The sequence below is a fragment of the Anabaena sp. WFMT genome (assembly GCF_051781005.1).
Taxonomy (GTDB): domain Bacteria; phylum Cyanobacteriota; class Cyanobacteriia; order Cyanobacteriales; family Nostocaceae; genus Anabaena.
Genome location: NZ_JBPWOA010000019.1, coordinates 137,501 through 158,463, shown reverse-complemented (window position 1 = coordinate 158,463; position 20,963 = coordinate 137,501). Strand labels below are relative to the sequence as shown.

Sequence of the window (20,963 nt, the reverse complement as noted above, 5' to 3'; positions counted from 1 at the left end):
ACGGGTTTCGCTGTAACCTTGACAAAACTTAATATATCTAATTATTATACGTAATTCCAATAAGTATAAATGCTCTTTATCTAGGATTTAAGCCAGTGATTATGCTGCAATTTGCCATTTATGGCGTATTAGGGCTAACTTACCTCGGTTTAGCTTTGGGTTACATACCTGGTTTGCGGATGAACCGTGCCACCATAGCTTTAGTCGGTTCTGCCTTGTTGATAGCCTTGGGAGTTCTCACTTTACAGGAAGCATGGCTGGCTATTGATGCCAAAACCATCGTTTTTTTGTTAAGTTATGATGGTGGTGAACGCCAATCTATCCTATGCAGGATTTTTCAGTAAAGCCCTATCTATCTTATTGAGTATCACCCGTAGTCCTTTCGGCTTGTTAATAGCCTTAACCTTTGGTAGTGGTATTCTCTCCGCTTTTTTTCTCAATGACACCTTGGCGCTAGTTTTTACACCGTTGACTCTCAGCCTGACACAAGCTTTAGGATTGAATCCTATACCTTATTTACTAGCGATCGCAGGTGCAACTAATATAGGTTCAGTCGCCACTTTAAGCGGTAATCCCCAAAACATCCTCATCGGCTCATTTTCAGGCATCAGCTATCTAGATTTTTTACAAGCATTAACCCCCATTGCGATAACTGGCTTAGTTATTCAGGTAGCATTACTCTGGCTACTTTATCCAGATGTGCGCTCAAACCAACCTTGTCAACTTTTAAAAATAGACAATCAACGAATTTTCAAACCCTTATTTAAAAAGACTTTAATTATCACCACCGGATTATTAATCGCTTTTGCTATTGGCTTACCTCTAGCAGAATCGGCCTTAGTCGCTGCAAGTTTATTATTGATTACTAGACGAATCAAAGCACAACGTATTCTCAAAAAAGTAGATTGGAATTTATTGGTGATGTTTTCTGGACTTTTTATATTAACGAAAGTCACTCAGAAATTGAACTTGCTACAGCCATTTACCCATGTAGTTAAATCTGAGCTTGGTTTATTAGGAATTACAACTATTATGTCTAACCTAATTTCTAATGTTCCTACTGTACTGCTACTACAACCTCTAATTGCTCAAGAAGATACTCGTTCTTGGCTGTTGCTGGCAGCATCATCAACCCTAGCAGGTAATTTAACTCTATTTGGTGCAGTTGCAAATTTGATTACCGTAGAAGCTGCCGCTGAATTAGGCTACAAACTCACATTTTGGGAACATTTGCGCTTTGGTGTACCTTTGACATTATCTACTTTAGTTTTAGTTTATTTGTGGGTTAATTAGAGGATATGTCCAGAACATATTTCAAAAATCCTAGTTATCCCCTTGAGGTTTTTTGGCTTTATTTAACATAACAGTTAGTAACTTGTCACGTTCAAAAAATGAACCATCAAAGTTGGTAACTTGTCCAAAAGTGTCATCTAAAATCTTTTCTGTTCCTTGGTAAATGTGAACATGGATTCCCATTTCCTGGGGTAGATCACTAGTCCAAAGGACTGCTGGTGTGGATGACCAGACCTTTACCTGACAGTTTTGGTATTCTCTCAAGTCTAAAATGCGATCGCTCTCCACAAAGTTTGGATTTTTTGTTAATTTATTTGCTAATTCTTTGAGGGGACTACTAACTATCGGTTCTTTTGACCAGTTAGAATCAACACCGCAGTTCCCGCAGAAGTGTTTTTTGTGTGGATTTTTAGCAAAGTCCCCAAGGTCTAAATGTGGATGTTGGCATCTGTTACAGTAGAGTATCCCCAGCGGTAGGTTGTCAATTAACGCCTCTAGATATGCCAATGCTGAAGGTGGAGCAATGACAACTCTTTGTATATTTAGCATTGCATTACCAAATAACGGAGACGATTCACAGGACTTTATAACCACAGCAGGGAAGTTGCTATCTATACTCTTTTTGCCATGAGACTGAGGTCTAGCGTGTACATGAATTGAAAAACCCTGAATATCAGGTTCATCTGTAGTGTTAATTGCCGTTGGTAATGCTGCCCAAATACCTATTCCTCCTGAATAATCATCTGGATTAATCACCAAAGGATTTTTAGTGTAGTGCATTGGAATAGTTGAGTTCGAGCATCTTATAGCACCATCACCTTGTGCCACCTGTTGCAAATCAGCTTTGATTCCCCAGTGTACTTGATGGGTTCGACACCACCAACGCTCTGCTCCATTACGGAATTTACCACATGGAACTATATCACAAGGAAGGATTACGCCTGTACCTCTATCTTCCTCAGGAAACTGTCCTATAACTCTTTCACTAAATGGGACAGCATTACCTAGTGTTCTGTTCTCCGCCCACACAACTGCAAACTCTTCAGTCATTTCATTGAGTGGCTTTGCTGGTTCTTCTACCCCCAAATCTTTAATTTTCCTGATTTCGCCACGCTTTTTTTCAGGATTATAAACCTCCTCAACTAGAGATAAATAAGTAATATTATTTTTTAGCTCACGCTTGATACGCATATTCGCTCCTTATATAAACCAGCTTCTGACTATGAATTATGCCAGAATGAGGGATGAGGTTAGCTACTAACTTGATTCTAGGGTGAGATAAATCTCTTTTCTTCTTTTCTTCCTTCGTGTACTTCGCGTCTTCGTGGTTCGTTCAATAAGTATTCTTTGGTTGCTAAAAGAGTAATTATCTGTTTTATTAACTCTCAAGACAAAAACGCAAAGATGCTAAAAACACCTTTGCGCCTTTGCGCCTTTGCGTGAGCTAATTCTTAAGAAGCCACAGCAGTAGAACGAGTCCGTCGTCTTCTACCGTCAGCAACCTTCACAGCTGGTTCATCAGGAATTTGCATCAACAAAGTCAGAGTTGGTTGACATTGCAACTCTCTACGAATAGAACGCTGCAATTCTTTTTCTAAAGTTCCTTGCAAACCGCCCCAATCTATATCATTTGCTTCGCTTCCCGTCACAAATTCTGGCCAGCGGACGCGGAGAATTTCCTCAATGCGTTGTTGTACCCATTTTAGCAAGAGCGATCGCTCAATACTTGTCACCACACCCTGCATATGAATTTCTGGTTTTGCCAACAGCTTACCAGTCCAATCAATAGCAGCAGCAATAGTTACAAGCCCTTCAGAAGCCATCCGTTGACGTTCTTCCAACACTTTGGAACTAACCATTCCTGAACTAGTAGTATCCACTAATTCAATTCCCGATGGCACTTTACCTGCCACACGGATAGATTCTTCCGTTAGTTCTATCACATCCCCATTCTCAATAATAATCATATTTTCAGAGGGGATGCCCATACTTTGAGCCGTTTCCGCGTGTTTCACCAACATCCGATGTTCACCGTGGAAAGGCACAAAGAACTTGGGACGGGTTAAAGCAATCATCAGCTTTTGTTCTTCTTGGCAACCGTGTCCAGAAACGTGAATACCTTTATCCCGTCCATAGACTACTTTTGCCCCCTGAATCATCAATTTGTCGATGGTGTTAACTACCGCAATTGTGTTACCGGGAATCGGGTTAGCGGAGAATACTACCGTATCTCCTTCCCTGATTTTGATGTGGGGGTGTTCTTTATTAGCAATCCTGGTCATGGCTGCCATTGTTTCACCCTGAGAACCAGTTGTCAGAACCAGCACATTTTCATCTGGCATACCACGGACAGTATGTAAGGGTTGGAAGAGATTATCTTCGCATTTGATATAACCTAAATTTCGGGCATGGGCAATCAAATTCAGCATCGAACGCCCTACAACGGTGACTACACGATTGTGTTTCCTAGCCAGTTGTAAAATCATGTTGATGCGATGCACGCTGGAGGCAAAGGTGGTCACAAATAAGCGTCCAGTGGCTTGAGAAAATACCCGGTCAAGATTGGGAAAAACAGAACGTTCTGATGGTGTAAATCCTGGTACTTCGGCGTTAGTGGAATCACTTAATAAGCAAAGTACGCCTTTTTCACCATGTTCTGCTAAACGTTGCAGGTCAAACTTCTCGCCATCAACAGGGGTGTGGTCAATTTTAAAGTCGCCTGTATGGATAACTATACCGATTGGCGTGTGAATAGCAACAGTAAAACTATCAGCGATAGAGTGGGTGTTGCGGATATATTCGACAAAAAAGGATTCACCGATGCGGACGACATCGCGGGGCATGACTGTTCTTAATTCTGTGCGATCGCGAACCCCTGCTTCTTCCAATTTACCCTCTAGCATTGCCATTGCTAGTCTAGGGCCATAAATCACCGGGATATCAAATTGCTTGAGGTGAAAAGCGATACCACCTATATGGTCTTCATGACCATGAGTAACGATCATGCCTTTGATTTTGTGGCGATTTTCACGCAAATAGGTTGTATCTGGTAATACGATATTAACTCCGTGCATTCCCCGTGTGGGAAATGCTAACCCTGCATCTAGGAGGATAATTTCATCCTGGTACTCAAAAACACAAGTATTCTTACCAATTTCATGCAAGCCACCCAAAGGAATAATTTTTAGGGCGTATTCAGCTTCGTTCTTAACCATTTTCTCCTTGAGATTGTGTTTGTTGTTAATCAGTTGATAGTTAGCACTTTTGTATGAAAGACAACATTAAATGTCTATTCAGATTCAGTGTAAAAGCAGCCAATTTTTAGTTTCAGATATCCAATTTTTTACTTGAATAAATAAAAGGGAATTTACACTGTTCGTACAGCGTCTCCTATAGAAGGATTCTTATATCACTCAGTTTTAGCACAGATGTTTAAATTGCAAATTGGTAGCAATTATTGCCAATTATTTATAGATATCTCTGGCAACTAGCATTTGGCTAGTTTCCAACTTATTGGCGCTTAGATTAAACTAAGTTTGTTTAGCACCACCTCTAACTTTTGATAGATTTCTGCGTCAGCTTCCCATAGAGGTAGACGAACTGAACCAACTTCCCACCCTTGAAGTTTCAGCGCGTGCTTAACAGGAATAGGATTTGTAGTTAAAAATAAAGCTTTAAACAACGGGAAGAGTTGTAGATGAATCTCTGTAGCAATTTGAATTTTCCCCATATTAAAGGACTCAATCATCTGTTGTAGTTGATTACCTACAATATGTGAAGCTACACTGACAATTCCCTTGGCTCCTATTGCTAACAAAGGCAAGGTCAAAGAATCATCTCCAGCGTAAATCTGAAATTCTTTTGGTGTCAAGCGGCGAATTTCACTAGCCTGGTCTAAGTTCCCGCTGGCTTCTTTAATTCCTACTATATTTTCAATTTCCGCCAAGCGAACCACTGTTTCTGGACTCAGATTTTGACCAGTACGTCCGGGAACGTTATATAACAACATTGGTAGGTCAGGACAGGCTTGTGCTATTGCCTGAAAGTGTTGATATAAACCTGCTTGAGGCGGTTTGTTGTAATAAGGAACAACTTGTAAAGAACCATGCACTCCTATTTTAGCGGCTTTTTGGGTTGCTGCGATCGCTTCAGTGGTGGAATTAGAACCACACCCGGCAATTACTTTGGCTTTCCCTGATACAGTCTGCAACACCTCAACAAACAACTGGTACTCTTCGTCCCAAGTCAAGGTCGGGGATTCCCCTGTTGTTCCACACACTACTAATGTATCTGTGCCGTTGTTAACTAGATGTGCCGCTAGTTTTGCTGCGACATCGTAGTTGACGCTGCCGTCTTCTTTAAACGGCGTAATCATAGCAGTTACAATTTTGCCGAAATCTCCCACCCTGTTTTCACTCCTAATTTGTCAGTTGTCAGTTGTCAGTTGTCAGTTGTTGATTACCTATGACTAATGACTAATGACTACATTTAAGCGTAAGCTGTTGCCGATTTTAGGAGATTTTTTTCTACTAATAACTCGGCAATTTGCACTGCATTAAGTGCTGCGCCTTTACGGATTTGGTCGCCACATAGCCAGAGTTCCAAGCCACAAGGATGAGAAATATCTTGACGAATTCTACCCACTAAAACTTCATCCCGACCACTGGCTTCTATGGGCATGGGAAAATGATTTGCTTGCCAATCTTCTACCAATTTGACACCCGGAGCATGACTTAAAATTTCTCTAGCCTCATCTGGACTAAATGGTGTTGCAAACTCTAGGTTAATGGCTTCTGAATGGGCGCGAAGTACGGGAACCCGTACACAAGTGGCAGTAATTCTGATTTCTTGACTACCAAAAATTTTGCGGGTTTCGTTGACCATTTTCATTTCTTCCTCACAATATCCTAAATCGGTCATTGGGGAATTATGGGGAAATAAATTAAATGCCAACGGATAAGGTAGCACTTGAGCTATTGGTGACTGTCCTTGTAATATAGCACTGGCTTGGGTTTTAACTTCTTCCATTGCTTTAGCTCCTGCACCGCTGGCAGATTGGTAGGTAGCTGCCACAATCCGTTTGACTGGTTTAATTTCGTGCAGTGGCCATACTGCCAATGCCATTAAAATTGTGGTGCAGTTGGGATTGGCGATGATGCCTCTATGGTTAGCGACGGCTTGGGGATTTACCTCTGGTACTATCAAGGGAACTTCGGGATTCATTCGGAAAGCGCTAGAGTTATCTATGACGACTGCGCCTTTAGCCACTGCTACCCCAGCCCAGGTTTTGGATGTTCCCCCTCCGGCACTAGCTAGTACTATATCTACGTTTTCAAAAGAGCGATCGCTCACTGGCTCAATCAGAATATTTTCTTCTTTAAATTTGAGCGTCTTCCCCACACTCCTTTCTGATGCTAATAATTTTAAATCAGCAATGGGAAAATCTCGACTCTCTAGTAATTCCAGCAACTCTGTGCCTACAGCACCAGTCGCACCCAAAATAGCTACACGATAGGATTTAGACAAACTCGATTCCTCCTTTAAGAGGTTACTAGCAATTTTCTTGTGCAAATTTACAGTCAATACTTCGTAGTGACTATATTTAGAAATTAAAAAAGCTTGAATAATTCAATTAAGATATTTTTCTGCTTTATGTTACATTATGTAAAATTTTTCTTTTTCTTCCTATTCGGTTTTTTATATATCTTAAACTTTAGCTCGACAATAAATTACTATATTGAAAGTTCATTGATTTTAATCATACAATCATACACCATTTTATCACAAACTATGAGTCTTATAAAAAATGAATAGATTGAGATTGGTACGTAAATTAAAATTTGCTCATGCCCTACCGTAAAATTAGGTTGGTAAAAATATACTATAATTCAGATGGTTCTAATCCAGTACTGCAAATTGAGCTATATAGATCATGATATGTTAGCGCTCTGTCACACAAGGTTTGACAAAATCAATGCGACAAACATTTTTACTAAAGCTACTATGTTGAAAGGATATCACAGTGTGAGCAATCTGAGTATCATTCTCCATCTAATGTCTAAATTTTGAGCAAAAAACGCCAACAGTCGAGAATTAAGCAGGATTTCGACCACTAAGTGCCGTATAAATGCTCAGTGCTTATAAATCGGAATCTGGAGATGCTATCAGTAAAGAAATTGCAGTAAAGTGTTAAGTCCTTTGCTATTGGCAGTAAACTGGATATCTGCTGAAGGGCAAAATTTCCCACCCAGGATTTGATTATGCCTACAAGACATAACTAAATCCCCACAGTGAGATATCAAGTTAATAACGCGAGCGATACGCTTCTTGTGTGTACTCGGAGATGAAAATACAAAAAAACAGAGACAAAGCATGAAAGTTACCCAGGAAAAACTTGATAAAAGCCAAATTGGACTGGAAATAGAGATTACGCCAGAAATTACCAAACAAAAATACGAACAAGTCATTAGAAACTTAAGTGGTACTGTAAACATTCCTGGGTTTCGCAAAGGAAAAGTACCCCGGCAAATATTACTACAGCGTCTAGGCGTAACTCGCATCAAAGCAGCAGCCCTGGAAGAACTAATTCCAGATGGGATCGAGGAAGCAGTCAAACAAGAAGCCATCTCAGCAATTGGTCAGCCGCGATTGCTCTCAACTTTTGACGATTTGATTAAGAATTATGAACCTGGGCAGCCTCTGACTATTTCCGCTGCTGTTGATGTAGAACCAGAAATCAATCTGGCTCAATACACTGGGTTAGAAGCCAAAGCCGAAGAAATAAAGTACGATCCCACACGGGTAGATGATGTTCTGGACAAAGAACGCCAAGAAATGGCAACCTTGGTTCCAGTAGAAGGACGAGCCGCCCAAATTGGTGATATCGCCGTAGTTGATTTTAAAGGTGTGATTGTCAAAGCTGAAGGTGAAGACGAAACAGCTGAAACAACACCAATTCCTGGAGGGGAAGCAACTGATTTTCAAGTCGAATTGCAAGAAGATAAGTTTATCCCCGGCTTTGTTTCCGGTATGGTAGGGATGAACCCCGGAGAAACTAGAGAGATTCCGGCTCAGTTTCCAGACCCTTATGCTAATGAAGATTTAGCTGGTAAACCTGCAATTTTCACGGTAACGCTCAAAGAAATTAAGGAAAAAGAACTACCGGAATTAAATGACGACTTTGCTCAAGAAGTGAGTGAATTCGAGACTTTGGAACAATTGCGGGCATCTTTAGAAGAACGGTATCAAAAAGAAGCCCAAAATCAAACCAAAGCAAATCAGCAAGAAGCTTTGTTAGCGGAATTGCTAAAGCACGTAGAAGTTGACTTGCCGACAACCTTGATTGAGCAAGAAATTGATGCCATGTTGACACAGACAGCAATGAAACTGTCACAGCAAGGGCTAGATGTGAAAAAGCTGTTTACCCAAGATATCATTCCCCAATTACGGGAGCGATCGCAGCCAGAGGCAATTGAGCGCCTCAAGCGTTCCTTGTCCATACAAGAAATCGGCAAACGCGAATCTATCAAAGTTACAGCCGAAGAAGTTGCAGCCAGAGTCAAAGAACTGTTAGAAGAGTACGCTGACGAAGACATAGACCAAAACAGACTGCAATCAGTCGTAGAAAACGAACTGCTAACTGAAAAAATCATTGATTGGCTTTTAGCAAACTCGTCTGTGGAACTAGTACCTCAAGGTTCTTTGAGTCCTGCAAAAGAACCAGAAGCAGAAGCTCAAAGTACAGAAGAAGCAACAGCCAGTCTCGAATAGAGGGAGATAGGGGAGGTGAGGGAGATGAGAGAGATATTCTCTTCACTCCTGAACTCCTTTTTCTGCCCCCAGCGATAAGAATCTATATAGGGCATAATGGTTAAGACATAGCTCAAATAAAAATTCAATTCCTGAAAAATCAGCCATAACGGCTGCAAACTCTGTCCCATTTATTGTTAAATATTCTTGTATGCTTGTATCGCAGTCGGGAAATTACCCAATCAGTAGCTTGAGTCCCATCGGCATTAGCTGTAATTACAGCAGCCCTAACAACATCGTCCCGATGGTGGTAGAACAATCCGGTATGGGAGAAAGGGCTTTTGACATCTACTCCCGCCTACTGCGAGAGCGGATCATTTTTTTGGGAACACCAATAGATGATGTCGTTGCTAACTCCATAGTTGCCCAATTGCTGTTTCTAGATGCCGAAGACTCAGAAAAAGATATTCAACTTTACATCAATTCCCCTGGTGGTTCCGTCTACGCAGGCATGGCTATCTATGATACAATACAACAAATACGTCCTGACGTAGTTACCATATGTTTTGGTCTAGCTGCCAGCATGGGGGCATTTTTGTTAACATCTGGGGCTGCGGGCAAACGTATGTCTCTACCTGACTCCAGGATTATGATTCACCAACCCCTTGGTGGCGCTCAAGGACAAGCTATTGATATTGAAATTCAAGCCAGAGAAATTCTTTACATTAAGGGAAACTTGAATCAATTAATGGCCAAACATACTGGTCAACCTTTGGAAAAGATCGAAGCAGACACGGAACGCGACTTTTTCATGTCAGCAGAAGAAGCCAAAAACTACGGTTTAATCGATCAGGTTATTTCTAGACAAAATCTTCCCACAGCAGGGGAAAACGTCACCATTCTGAAATAAGAGGCTTGGTATGTCTAAGTACGACTCCCATTTAAAATGTTCGTTTTGTGGCAAGTCTCAGGAGCAGGTGCGTAAATTAATCGCGGGTCCGGGAGTCTACATCTGCGATGAATGCGTTGACTTGTGTAATGAAATCCTAGATGAGGAGTTACTTGATACGAATGCTGCTGCGGCATCCCAACCAGCACCACGTTCAGAACCACCTCAAAAACGCCGTACCCGTTCTTCCAATCTCTCATTTAACCAAATCCCCAAACCGAGAGAGATTAAAAACTATTTAGACGAACACGTTATTGGTCAAGATGAAGCCAAAAAAGTATTGTCAGTGGCTGTTTACAATCACTACAAGCGGTTGGCCATTGTTCAGTCTAAAGGTAATGGCAAAGGTGGGGCAGATGATGCAGTAGAACTACAAAAGTCCAATATTTTATTAATGGGCCCAACTGGTTGCGGCAAAACTCTGTTAGCACAAACTCTGGCAAAAATCCTGGATGTACCCTTTGCTGTTGCTGATGCCACAACTCTGACAGAAGCAGGGTATGTGGGGGAAGATGTAGAAAATATCTTGCTGCGACTTTTACAAGTAGCAGATTTGGATGTAGAAGAAGCACAGCGAGGCATTATTTACATCGACGAAATCGACAAAATCGCTCGCAAAAGTGAAAATACCTCGATTACGAGGGATGTTTCTGGAGAAGGTGTACAACAAGCTTTGCTGAAAATGTTGGAAGGTACAACCGCCAATGTTCCCCCCCAAGGCGGACGCAAGCACCCTTATCAAGATTGTATTCAAATTGATACTAGTAACATCCTATTTATCTGTGGTGGTGCTTTTGTAGGTTTGGAAAAAGTCGTAGATCAGAGAGTGGGTAAAAAGTCAATTGGTTTTGTCCAACCAGGAGAAGGGCTATCTAAAGAGAAACGGGCAGCAGATACACTCCGTCATCTCCAACCGGATGACTTGGTGAAATTTGGGATGATTCCTGAATTTATCGGACGGATGCCAATGATAGCAGTGGTAGATCCCCTGGATGAAGAGGCGCTAATGGCGATTCTTACCCAACCACGCAGCGCCTTGGTGAAGCAGTACCAAAAACTGTTGAATATGGATAACGTCCAGTTAGATTTTAAAGCAGAAGCCTTAAAAGCGATCGCTCAAGAAGCCTATCGGCGCAAAACCGGGGCGCGGGCGCTGCGGGGCATTGTGGAAGAATTGATGCTGGATGTGATGTACGAGTTACCATCTCGGAAAGATGTGACTCGCTGCACAGTGACACGGGAAATGGTTGAGAAACGTTCTACCGCTGAACTATTAGTACATCCATCTTCGTTGCCAAAACCAGAATCAGCATAGCATAAGTACTGAGTGCTGAGTATTGAGTGCTTGGTAAAGTTATAAGTAAAGGTGGGGAGTGCGTTATTAAACACTCCTCATTGTTTAAGTATTGAGTACCGAGTACCGAGTAAAGTTAAAAGCGAAGGTGGGGAGTGCGTTATTAAACACTCCTCATTTGAAATATCCATTACGAGTTACGAATTACGAATTATTTTAAAATGTCTTATATCAATGTTCGTGGGGTTGAGCATTACTACGAGTGGATAAAATCATCATCTGCTTCTGTTGTCAAGCCAGTAATGGTTTTTATTCACGGCTGGGCTGGTTCGTCTAGGTATTGGCGAAGTACTGCTGAGGCTTTATTAGACGAATTTGACTGTTTACTCTATGATATGCGAGGTTTTGGGCGTTCTTATGGTAAACCAACTGTTGTCCAAACTGCTGAGTCTGTAGTTGAATCGCAGTCAAACCACGAAAAAACTGCGGCAATTCAAGAGTTAACCTATGAATTAGAGGATTATGCTGAGGATTTGGCAGCTTTGTTAGATGGGTTGCATCTTCAGCGTGTCTACATTAATGCTCATTCAATGGGTGCTTCAATTGCTACTTTATTTTTTAACCGCTATCCCGAAAGAGTAGAAAAGGGGATTTTAACTTGTAGCGGAATTTTTGAATATGATGAAAAAGCCTTTGCTGCTTTTTATAAATTTGGTGGGCTGGTAGTTAAATTTCGTCCCAAGTGGTTAGGGAAAATACCCTTGGCTGACAAGATGTTTATGGCGAGATTTTTGCATAGTCCTATCCCCAAATCCGAGAGAAAAGCTTTTTTACAAGATTTTATAGATGCTGATTATGATGCAGCTTTAGGGACAATTTTCACGTCTGTTAGTAAGAAACAAGCGGAATTTATGCCCGAAGAATTTGCCAAATTAACAGTACCAACCCTACTTGTAGCAGGAGAATATGACATCATTATTCCGGCAAAAATGGGAGAAAAAGCGGCAGCATTGAACGACAAAGTTGATTTTGCTTTGATTCCGAATACAGCCCATTTTCCGATGCTAGAAGATCCAGAAACTTACTTAGCAAGGATACGAGAGTTTTTAAAATAATTCGTAATTCGTAATTCGTAATTCGTAATTCGTAATTAAGTTTTGTAATGGGGATTTAACCCCAACACAAAACTTGCCGATTATAGAACCGGGGGACTTAAACCCACGGAACTAGTTAAACAATTAAGATGAAGATGTGAAATTATCTATGAGTGAGCTTTAGTATCCCCACCTGCAACAAAGTGAGGTGGGGAGAATATCAACTTGTAGCTACTATTGTCAGATTAAACCGAGTTCACGTTTGAGTAAATTTATCGACTGAGAACCAATGTAGTTTTCGCAGCGAATCAGCTTTGGTGGACGAATCAGATCATCTAGAACTATTTGTACTCCGGCTTGAACTGCTGAATAGCTTGCTTGATCTGTACAAAAAATGATTTCAGACCGTTTAACGATCGCTTGCAGTTTATAACCATCCTTGGGTTGGGAAGTCATTACGAGTAATTCATCACCTCGTAAACCGTGGAGGATGACTTCTGTGGCTCTGAGAATGCCAGGACTGAGGCTAACTATGCCTATACAACTAGCTTTGGGTAAGTTTTTAACTACATTAAGTTCTTTGGCATAATCGTGAATATCTAGGGGAATCACGCGCACAGCCTTTGGTGCTGCGATCGCTTCCACTTCGCCGATAAAATAACGACTGGTGACTAATGTAGCCGAAGTAGTTTGGTCTAAAACTGCTAGTAACTCTTCCATTGCGACTAACTGAACTGGAATTTCTAAGGCTTCTTCCAATTCATCTACCATTAATTCTCCGGCCCCAATATCTTGAGATGGTGCTATTACCAGCACTCTAGCACTACACCGCAAGCGCCAATCAACTTCTGCTAGAAATAGCTCCCGTGCTTGATTCAGGGAACAACCTTGACCAAGTAACTCATCCAAAGTTTGTTGAACTACCTTGTATGCTTCAGGATACTGCTTGAGAATTGGAGACTGTAACCTACTCCCACCTTCATGTCCTTGAGCGCGGACATAGATTCCTGAACCCGCAAGACTTTCGACAAATCCTTCTTCCTCCAACTGGCGGTAAACTTTGCTAATAGTATTCCGGTGTAATCCCGTTTGCATAGCCAGCGCCCTTGTGCTAGGCAACTTGAATGCAGGTGAATACTGCCCAGATGCGATCGCAAATCGGATTTGATTAAACAGTTGGGTAGATGCCGGAATTTCGCTGTCTGGCTGAATACGGAATTGAATCATCAACAATTCTCCTGATTACTGGTAGCTGCAATTAACCAGATGTGGATGCTACCTGTTAAATATAATATTCTTGATACGTAAGATGTTTTAAGGGATGTTGCTAATACATTCAAGTTTATTAATTGATCATTTGGTTGAAAGCAGCTTGAAGATACTGGCATAGTTATATCAGACAATTAGAGAGCTTGAGTAAAAATTATTATGACTGAGCGATTAATAAACACTACAAAAGTTAATCTTTCCCAAGATGATTGCCAAGTAGAAGCTTATCTAGCAACACCAACAGTACCCGGTTCTTACCCAGGAGTGATAGTTTTACAAGAGATATTTGGGGTTAACGTTCATATTCGGGATGTGACAGAACGGATTGCTAAACTAGGATATGTAGCGATCGCACCCGCACTTTTTCAACGTCAAGCACCTGGATTTGAAACCGGTTACACCCCCCAAGATATAGAAATAGGCAGAGAATATGCCTCACAAACCAAAGCCTCAGAACTCTTGAGCGATATTCAAGCAGCTATCAATTACCTCAAAACTTTGCCCCAAGTCAAAAAAGATGGATTTGGTTGTATTGGTTTTTGTTTTGGTGGTCACGTAGCATACCTAGCTGCCACCCTCCCAGATATTCAAGCCACAGCTTCCTTCTATGGTGCTGGAATTACTACTCGCACCCCCGGAGGTGGAAACCCCACAATTACCCGTACCAGAGATATTACAGGCACTATCTACGCCTTTTTTGGCACAGAAGATACTAGCATTCCCAAAGAACAGGTAGACGAAATTGAAGCCGAGTTAAAAAAATATAACATTTCCCATCATGTGTTTCGTTACGATGGATCTAACCACGGGTTTTTTTGTGACCGTCGCGCCAGCTATAATCCTAAAGCTGCGGCCGATGCTTGGGAGCAAGTTCAAAAACTTTTTACCAGTGTTTTAGCAGCTTAACAAGAGGTTTTTAGGAAATAGAAGTTGTTTAAGGGATTTTCTAGCTGATTGTCCCTGTTAGCCTATCTCTCGCGTTGTGGCACTACTGAACTCCTGAATTTCTTCTTCTCATACAATTTATCTTCAAACGTCATGAATTCCGAATCACAACTTTCTCAAACAGCCAATTCGTCTTTTTCTATGGACGATTTTGCCCAAGCACTGGAAAAACACGACTACCAATTTCAAAAGGGACAGGTTGTACATGGCAAGGTGTTTCAACTTGACCATGATGGAGCCTATGTTGATATTGGTGGTAAGTCGTCCGCTTTTCTTCCCCGCGATGAGGCTTCGTTGAGAGCAGTAACTGATTTAGCGGAAGTTCTGCCGATGCAAGAAGATATAGAGTTTTTGATTATCCGAGATCAAGATGCTGAAGGTCAAGTTACCCTCTCTCGCAAGCAGTTAGAAATTCAGCAAATCTGGGTGAAATTGTTACAAATGCAGGAAAATTCCCAGACAGTGCAAGTGCGAGTAACAGGTGTTAATAAAGGTGGTGTCACTGTTGATCTTCTTTCCTTGCGGGGATTTATTCCGCGATCGCACCTCGCCGAACGTGATAACTTAGAAGCACTCAAAGGTCAAAGTCTCACCGCTGGCTTTTTGGAAATTAATCGCAACACCAACAAACTCATTCTTTCCCAGCGTTTAGCAACTCGTTCTAGCAACTTCAGCTTATTAGAACTAGGTCAGTTAGTAGAAGGTAAAATTACTGGCATCAAACCTTTTGGCGTGTTTGTCGAGTTAAATGGTGTCAGTGCTTTACTTCACATCAAACAGGTAAGCCAAAAATTCATTGAATCTTTGGAAAAAGTCTTTCAAATCGGTCAGCAAATTAAAGCTGTTATTATTGACTTAGATGAAGGTAAAGGTAGAGTAGCCCTTTCCACAAGAGTTTTAGAAAACCACCCTGGTGAAGTGCTAGAGAATTTTGCAGAAGTGATGAGTTCAGCGGAAGCGCGTGCTAATCGGGCTGCAAATAAAACTGCTGAATAGGTGATTGGTGATTGGTGAGATGGAGGGAAAATTATCTGTTCCCTGTTCCCTATTACACAGATAAAAGCACTTTTTTCTGGTGATAGCTACTTCGGAGTTCTTGTAATGTTTCTTCACTAAAGGCAAATTTAATTAATGCAATTAATTTTCCCCAACTGTAAAGCACAAACTCCGAAGAAGCTTCACCAAATTGTCGAGTAAAAAATTCTCCCCACCATGACGGTGCGTGCTTGATATCTTACAGCCCTCCAGAAATTAGCCCGTATTTTTGATGTCATGATTGAAGACTTGGTGGAAGTTATAGAAGAGTAATTTCGCGCCAAGATGCAAGGACGCAAAATAACCTTTGCACCTACTCTCCGAAACCTGGAATTTGGAACTCGTTAAATAAGCAAATATTATAAGATGAAGTCGCTAAAGCCTTGACTAGCTTTTGTCCAGAGTCAGCAAAGTAGTTCCTGTCTGCTGCGAAAGTGCGACATAAGAAGCATCATAAGCAGAAATATTGTAATTTAAGGCGATATTAACCGCATCATCCATTAAATCAGCGGTAGAGACAACCTGTAATTCTAAATTCTTGAGAGTAGTTAAATCGGATTGTACCTCAGCAGCAGTATACATATTTATACGTACATACTTCAAGAAAACATTTGTACATTCGATATAAAATAGGTCTGGTACAAACATTTCTGTTTGCGGATAAGCAAGGTGAGGAAAAAGTTGGATAAATTGAGGTGTGAGGGGGTCAACAATAAAATATTTGATGCACACATTTGTATCTAGTACACATTTTAGAGTATTAGTCATCTCTTGCGGTCTTCTCGGATCATTTCTGTACTATCTGGTAATCCAAAATCTGCTGGATTTAAACGACGACGCAGACGGCTTTCCTCTAGGACTTTGAGTACATTATTGCGACGTTGTGCTTCTGTTTTCTTTTGTTTTTCCTGTAAAGCGTTCTGTAATAGCGCCACAATTTGAGATTCTATGGAATCATTTTCAGCTTCAGCTAACTTTTGTAGTTCCTTGTATAATTTATCTGGTAAAGTGATGGAATTAAGGGTAGTCATTGGTTGAAGTACCACAGGTATTTATTGATAATAAAAACACAAGCATAGTATTAAGTATTTTGGCTTTAAAATAGACCTATTTTATTAGAAAATATCTACTTATTTTTTTGTTTTCCTTTAAGTTGATACTTTGTACCTCGCAAAAAATTACCTAAATCTGAATTTCTGCTAATGTCATAGTTACCTTCACCAAACTTATTCTTTAATTCTTGTTTATATTTATCAAGTTCTTGTGGTACAGAACTATTAGATACAATATAGGTTTTTGCAGTAAAATTTAATGATGGATCAGATTTTTTCAGGGCTTTGTTAAAGTATGTAGATGTATTTATAACCTGTTCTTTTGCTTTTTTTATATCACCACCCTTCAATTCTACAAAACAGATAATCCTTTGACTCTCTTTTGCATAAAATACGATGAGATCACAGATTTTCATCCCTTCTTGATCTAATCCTAATAGTTGACGAAACTTACAATTAGGGTTTGATTTCTCGTCTATATGAAAAAATAAAACTGTTTCACCACTTGCTGGTTGTAAACTTACCTCCACTCCATCTTCTTTATGACTTGTTTTTCCTGGTAGTAAACAACATGATAACAATAAAGTATTGAAAGGCATTTTTAAATCACTCCTGAATTTATAGAGTGATTATGGAAAGATATGAGAAATGTCATCTGACACATTCCCAAATGTTCCCCAATCTATACGCCCATCTTCATGTAAGATATTCTTAGCTGTACCATCTTCAAATAGATAAACAGAAACTTTTTCTTGAGGAATAAAAGCGTCTGTTTGCTCTAAATAAAATCGTTCTTTGAGACTTTCTTTATCTTCATATTTAGCGGCTTTCATTAAATTTGCTAAATGATCAACAATATAAGGGCTATGAGTTGTAATTAATACTTTTAAACCTGCTTGAACTAACATTGCTAAAAATTCGATAATTTGTACTTGCGCTGCTGGATGTAAATTCACTTCTGGTTCATCAATAATCAGTAATTCATTTGGTACAGCGAAATAACGCAAACATAAAACTAAAGGAGCTAATTCTTTTACCATTGAAGAAGAAACAGTCATTTCTAATTTAATATTTTCTGATGCTTGATAAAGAATTTCTTGATCAAAGCTAGAATTTTCAACATTGACTTTACCCCCTAAAATATCATTTTCTAGAATTTCTGCTAATTTAAGATAAGCTAAAACTTCTGGGTAAAGTTGTATTTCTTTTTCTCTTTCTGATGATGTTTTTATGTATATGCTTTCTAGTGTCAATTTTAAATCTTGTACTGGTATGCTTAATTTCATAGATGAAAGATTTTTTACATTCTCATCAAGATCATCAAAATTTTCAATATCTACGTAATTTTCAATTTTTGTGGCTGAAGAAAAGAATGGTAAAACTCCTGTTCTTTCTGTAGGGAATATATAAGTTTCTAAATGAAAAAACCTGTGAATTGTTCTAAAAATTAATTTAAGCAAAATTTGCTCAAATGCTCTTTTAGGTAACTTTTTCAAAATACTTTCTTCAGAAACTGAAAGTATATATAAATAAATCTTACTGTCACCTAATTCTTTGAGAATATGCAAAGTATCTTTACTTTTAGTTCCAAAAGATAACTGTTGGTTTATAAAATCTTTTTTAAGATTATCAAATATTTCTGATTTCGCAGAGGATAAATCGAAACTCACGTTCATTTTTTTAAAATCAACACGATCCGTGGCTAGAAATTTATTCATCCAGCTATAAGCTAAAGCAGAAACATCATTGATGTATATTTCAATAAACTCTTCAGCAAAATTTATTAAATCAATCTGAACATTTCCTTCTTGCAAAAATTCTTCAATTGCATTATCTATAATTGGATATCTATGTTCAGTCTTTTTATCAATGTAAGCTTGCCAATATCTCTCACATCCATATTGACCGAATATAGATGCTAAAGTATAAGCTGTCCAAGTTTTCCCTGTTCCATTACCACCAATAAACACAGTTAAAGGCTTTAAATCAATTTCTGCCTTTTCAATAACACCTAAGTTAGAAATTTCTATTTTCATGGCAAATTTAATTTTAATTAGGGTTAAGAATATACAATTGACTACACCCTACCATTATTTGTAAATTCAGCAAATCATACCTATTACTGAATTACCTATGTGAAAGCTTATATCTGGAATCATAGCAAAGCTGACTCTTACCTTACAGCAGACTTTATATTTTCAAGTCAAACTCTTGCGCTCTTCTCTGTGACTTTGCGCCTCTGCGTGATATAAAAACTAAAAAAACGGAGAGGGGGAGATTCGAACTCCCGGAAGCTTTCACTTCACCTGATTTCAAGTCAGGCGCATTCGACCACTCTGCCACCTCTCCAGATTATTTGTCAGAAGTGTGAAACACAAAAACTGACAAATAATATCATAACCTATAATTACACAATTGGCACAACTGAAGGGGAAGAATTATAAAAAATTTCTTCAGCAGCCACCTGGAAGTTCCTACCCAACCAAACCAGAGAAGCTTTTGTTACCACACCCCCCTCCAAAGAGACCAGAGAAAAATTCCGTAATTTTACACCGTCCTCTTCCACAATCCGGGGTACAGTAGCGGCATTTAAGTAAATTGTTCCCTCTGGACTTCTAAACACAGCCTTCCTTTGCACCTTCTTAGTATGGCGGAGAGTGCGGTGCATATGACCAAAGGCGACTAGGGAAACAGTTTTCTTCATGTTGAGACTTTGAGAAATTGCTTCCGCTAAATCAGGATCACCAAAATCACCACCAATAGGATGCCAATCTTTTCCACAAGGGTCTTCAGGACGATCGCCTAATCCACTCGGCCCATTGTGTCCTAAAAAAATAATATTGTCATAAGCAGCACTTTTCACCACCTTGACGATTTTATCTGCGGACTCCTCCAGACTAGAGACACCGTAACGTTCCTGACAGATTTCCGCAAATCTCCATTCTGGCCCACCCCAGGTAAAAGGACGACCCCCCACCACAGTTAAATTCCAATCAGGAAAATCCAATTTACCATAACCGACTTGGGACACTCCCAATAAATCTAGTTGTTCCTGTACCCAGTCTTCCTTGGTGCGGTCATAAGGACATTTTTTACGTCCCCATTCAGTAGCCGAGTACCAGGCATCGTGGTTGCCCATTACGGCTGCTTTGGGAATATCTAGGGAAGCGATCGCTCTTACCACTTCCACCGACTCATTCCCAAAATCTCCGACAAACAGCACTAAGTCCACACCCAGATGCTTGAGTGCTATACCGTCTTCTACTTCCCATTGATCGTGAACATCGCCAATTACAGCAATTTTCACAGGTTTTGATTGAGTTTTCTGACTGGTCATGCCACTTTAAAAAGCCGTATATCTCCAGGATATGAAACTCCACCGGATTTGCACATAAATTGCCAACATCAACCGTCCACTATTTTTGGTAAAAACTACTATAATTGAATCCACAAGATAATAATTTGTACAAAAAAGCAGTTCCTAATTGTGTTTACAACTACACTTGCTCGACCACAGGGTACACTACCATTAGATTTATTTGCCGCTATTGAGGAGCTAAAAACAGAACTCAACGCGGTAATATTAGCGCATTACTATCAAGACCCCGATATTCAAGATATTGCCGACTTTATTGGCGATTCTTTACAATTAGCCAAAGCAGCAGCACAGACAAATGCAGATGTGATTGTGTTTGCTGGCGTTCATTTCATGGCAGAAACAGCCAAAATTCTTAATCCTGATAAATTAGTATTACTACCAGACTTAAATGCTGGTTGTTCTTTAGCAGATAGCTGTCCTCCAAACGAGTTTGCTGCTTTCAAAGCCGCACACCCAGACCATTTGGTAATTTCCTATATTAACTGCTCTGCCGAAATTAAGGCCATGAGCGATATTATCTGCACCAGTTCCAACGCTGTAAAAATCGTCCAGCAAATACCCAAAGAGCAGCCGATTATTTTCGCTCCAGATCGGAACTTGGGACGGTATGTAATGGAACAAACAGGACGAGATATGCTGTTATGGCAAGGTAGCTGTATTGTCCATGAAACCTTTTCTGAAAAGAAAATAGTCAAGTTAAAAACCACACATCCAGAAGCAGAAGCGATCGCTCACCCAGAATGTGAAACCAGCGTTTTACGCCATGCCAGCTTTATTGGCTCTACAGCCGCCTTACTTAATTATTGTCAAAAAAGCCCTACACAGGAATTTATCGTCGCTACAGAGCCAGGAATTATCCACCAGATGCAAAAATTAGCACCTGACAAGCACTTTATTCCCGCAC

The 20,963-nt window shown here is 40.1% G+C and carries 17 protein-coding genes, 1 tRNA gene and 1 pseudogene (1 of these 19 cut by a window edge); 8 read left to right on the top strand and 11 right to left on the bottom strand.

Annotated elements, in window-relative coordinates; translation table 11 throughout:
- Positions 1–101 precede the first annotated feature (101 nt).
- A pseudogene (locus ACSQ6I_RS12180) lies at positions 102–1,293 on the top strand (anion transporter).
- Between the two features lie 30 nt (positions 1,294–1,323).
- Here ACSQ6I_RS12180 and ACSQ6I_RS12175 read toward each other — a convergent pair.
- The 4 genes from ACSQ6I_RS12175 to ACSQ6I_RS12160 form a co-directional block, all read right to left on the bottom strand.
- Positions 1,324–2,484, bottom strand: a complete 1,161-nt coding sequence (locus ACSQ6I_RS12175) for a hypothetical protein (RefSeq protein WP_438890588.1) — start codon at positions 2,482–2,484, stop codon at positions 1,324–1,326.
- Positions 2,485–2,744: 260 nt separating this feature from the next.
- Entirely contained in the window at positions 2,745–4,508 is a 1,764-nt protein-coding gene (locus ACSQ6I_RS12170; protein WP_438890587.1) for a ribonuclease J, read from the bottom strand.
- 305 nt (positions 4,509–4,813) lie between these two features.
- Positions 4,814–5,698, bottom strand: a complete 885-nt coding sequence (gene dapA / locus ACSQ6I_RS12165) for a 4-hydroxy-tetrahydrodipicolinate synthase (protein WP_438890586.1) — start codon at positions 5,696–5,698, stop codon at positions 4,814–4,816.
- Positions 5,699–5,781: 83 nt separating this feature from the next.
- Positions 5,782–6,819 (bottom strand): aspartate-semialdehyde dehydrogenase, encoded by a 1,038-nt coding sequence (locus tag ACSQ6I_RS12160; protein ID WP_438890585.1) that lies wholly within the window; start codon positions 6,817–6,819, stop codon positions 5,782–5,784.
- 846 nt (positions 6,820–7,665) lie between these two features.
- Between ACSQ6I_RS12160 and tig the strand changes: the two genes are divergently transcribed.
- The 4 genes from tig to ACSQ6I_RS12140 all read left to right on the top strand — a co-directional run bounded on the left by tig (position 7,666) and on the right by ACSQ6I_RS12140 (position 12,400).
- On the top strand, positions 7,666–9,063 hold the full coding sequence (gene tig, locus ACSQ6I_RS12155) for a trigger factor (protein WP_438890584.1): 1,398 nt from the start codon (positions 7,666–7,668) through the stop codon (positions 9,061–9,063).
- Between the two features lie 190 nt (positions 9,064–9,253).
- Positions 9,254–9,952, top strand: a complete 699-nt coding sequence (gene clpP, locus ACSQ6I_RS12150) for an ATP-dependent Clp endopeptidase proteolytic subunit ClpP (protein WP_015217496.1) — start codon at positions 9,254–9,256, stop codon at positions 9,950–9,952.
- A gap of 10 nt (positions 9,953–9,962) precedes the next feature.
- Entirely contained in the window at positions 9,963–11,306 is a 1,344-nt protein-coding gene (clpX, locus tag ACSQ6I_RS12145) for an ATP-dependent protease ATP-binding subunit ClpX (RefSeq protein WP_015217495.1), read from the top strand.
- Positions 11,307–11,506: 200 nt separating this feature from the next.
- Complete coding sequence (locus ACSQ6I_RS12140; protein ID WP_438890583.1) at positions 11,507–12,400, top strand: alpha/beta fold hydrolase; 894 nt, start codon at positions 11,507–11,509, stop codon at positions 12,398–12,400.
- 219 nt (positions 12,401–12,619) lie between these two features.
- Here ACSQ6I_RS12140 and ACSQ6I_RS12135 read toward each other — a convergent pair whose 3' ends face one another.
- Entirely contained in the window at positions 12,620–13,606 is a 987-nt protein-coding gene (locus tag ACSQ6I_RS12135; protein ID WP_438890582.1) for a GntR family transcriptional regulator, read from the bottom strand.
- Positions 13,607–13,807: 201 nt separating this feature from the next.
- Between ACSQ6I_RS12135 and ACSQ6I_RS12130 the strand changes: the two genes are divergently transcribed.
- Both ACSQ6I_RS12130 and ACSQ6I_RS12125 read left to right on the top strand, forming a co-directional pair.
- Complete coding sequence (locus ACSQ6I_RS12130) at positions 13,808–14,554, top strand: dienelactone hydrolase family protein (protein ID WP_438890581.1); 747 nt, start codon at positions 13,808–13,810, stop codon at positions 14,552–14,554.
- Positions 14,555–14,686: 132 nt separating this feature from the next.
- Positions 14,687–15,589, top strand: coding sequence for a S1 RNA-binding domain-containing protein (locus ACSQ6I_RS12125; RefSeq protein ID WP_438890580.1), 903 nt, complete (start codon positions 14,687–14,689; stop codon positions 15,587–15,589).
- 426 nt (positions 15,590–16,015) lie between these two features.
- On the opposite strand, the gene ACSQ6I_RS12120 is transcribed toward ACSQ6I_RS12125, so the two are convergent.
- The 6 genes from ACSQ6I_RS12120 to ACSQ6I_RS12095 form a co-directional block, all read right to left on the bottom strand.
- A complete protein-coding gene (locus ACSQ6I_RS12120) occupies positions 16,016–16,396 on the bottom strand; it encodes a type II toxin-antitoxin system VapC family toxin (RefSeq protein WP_438890579.1) in 381 nt (126 codons plus the stop codon).
- On the bottom strand, positions 16,393–16,659 hold the full coding sequence (locus ACSQ6I_RS12115; RefSeq protein WP_438890578.1) for a ribbon-helix-helix domain-containing protein: 267 nt from the start codon (positions 16,657–16,659) through the stop codon (positions 16,393–16,395). The genes ACSQ6I_RS12120 and ACSQ6I_RS12115 overlap by 4 nt, the downstream gene beginning before the upstream one ends.
- Before the next feature lie 95 nt (positions 16,660–16,754).
- Positions 16,755–17,279 carry a hypothetical protein gene (locus ACSQ6I_RS12110; RefSeq protein WP_438890577.1) on the bottom strand — a complete coding sequence of 175 codons (525 nt, stop codon included), beginning with the start codon at positions 17,277–17,279 and terminating at the stop codon, positions 16,755–16,757.
- 30 nt (positions 17,280–17,309) lie between these two features.
- Positions 17,310–18,716 (bottom strand): AAA family ATPase, encoded by a 1,407-nt coding sequence (locus ACSQ6I_RS12105; protein ID WP_438890576.1) that lies wholly within the window; start codon positions 18,714–18,716, stop codon positions 17,310–17,312.
- A 228-nt stretch (positions 18,717–18,944) separates the two neighbouring features.
- Positions 18,945–19,029 (bottom strand) — tRNA-Ser (locus ACSQ6I_RS12100).
- A gap of 58 nt (positions 19,030–19,087) precedes the next feature.
- The gene (locus ACSQ6I_RS12095; RefSeq protein ID WP_438890575.1) at positions 19,088–20,017 is read right to left on the bottom strand and encodes a TIGR04168 family protein; all 930 of its coding nucleotides are present in this window, start codon (positions 20,015–20,017) and stop codon (positions 19,088–19,090) included.
- 150 nt (positions 20,018–20,167) lie between these two features.
- Here ACSQ6I_RS12095 and nadA point away from each other — a divergent pair, with 150 nt between their 5' ends.
- Positions 20,168–20,963, top strand: the 5' portion of a protein-coding gene (gene nadA / locus ACSQ6I_RS12090) for a quinolinate synthase NadA (protein WP_438890574.1). Its footprint extends 167 nt past the window's final position; the window shows 796 of its 963 coding nt (coding positions 1–796); it begins with the start codon at positions 20,168–20,170; the stop codon falls past the right edge of the window.

Excerpts from the sequence above, each read along its gene's own strand:
- ACSQ6I_RS12135 (WP_438890582.1), bottom strand. The coding sequence starts at position 13,606 with ATGATTCAATTCCGTATTCAGCCAGACAGCGAAATTCCGGCATCTACC.
- ACSQ6I_RS12105 (WP_438890576.1), bottom strand. The coding sequence starts at position 18,716 with ATGAAAATAGAAATTTCTAACTTAGGTGTTATTGAAAAGGCAGAAATT.
- ACSQ6I_RS12170 (WP_438890587.1), bottom strand. The coding sequence starts at position 4,508 with ATGGTTAAGAACGAAGCTGAATACGCCCTAAAAATTATTCCTTTGGGT.
- ACSQ6I_RS12175 (WP_438890588.1), bottom strand. The coding sequence starts at position 2,484 with ATGCGTATCAAGCGTGAGCTAAAAAATAATATTACTTATTTATCTCTA.
- clpP (WP_015217496.1), top strand. The coding sequence starts at position 9,254 with ATGCTTGTATCGCAGTCGGGAAATTACCCAATCAGTAGCTTGAGTCCC.
- ACSQ6I_RS12140 (WP_438890583.1), top strand. The coding sequence starts at position 11,507 with ATGTCTTATATCAATGTTCGTGGGGTTGAGCATTACTACGAGTGGATA.
- clpX (WP_015217495.1), top strand. The coding sequence starts at position 9,963 with ATGTCTAAGTACGACTCCCATTTAAAATGTTCGTTTTGTGGCAAGTCT.
- ACSQ6I_RS12125 (WP_438890580.1), top strand. The coding sequence starts at position 14,687 with ATGAATTCCGAATCACAACTTTCTCAAACAGCCAATTCGTCTTTTTCT.
- ACSQ6I_RS12115 (WP_438890578.1), bottom strand. The coding sequence starts at position 16,659 with ATGACTACCCTTAATTCCATCACTTTACCAGATAAATTATACAAGGAA.
- ACSQ6I_RS12130 (WP_438890581.1), top strand. The coding sequence starts at position 13,808 with ATGACTGAGCGATTAATAAACACTACAAAAGTTAATCTTTCCCAAGAT.
- ACSQ6I_RS12095 (WP_438890575.1), bottom strand. The coding sequence starts at position 20,017 with ATGACCAGTCAGAAAACTCAATCAAAACCTGTGAAAATTGCTGTAATT.
- ACSQ6I_RS12110 (WP_438890577.1), bottom strand. The coding sequence starts at position 17,279 with ATGCCTTTCAATACTTTATTGTTATCATGTTGTTTACTACCAGGAAAA.
- tig (WP_438890584.1), top strand. The coding sequence starts at position 7,666 with ATGAAAGTTACCCAGGAAAAACTTGATAAAAGCCAAATTGGACTGGAA.
- ACSQ6I_RS12120 (WP_438890579.1), bottom strand. The coding sequence starts at position 16,396 with ATGACTAATACTCTAAAATGTGTACTAGATACAAATGTGTGCATCAAA.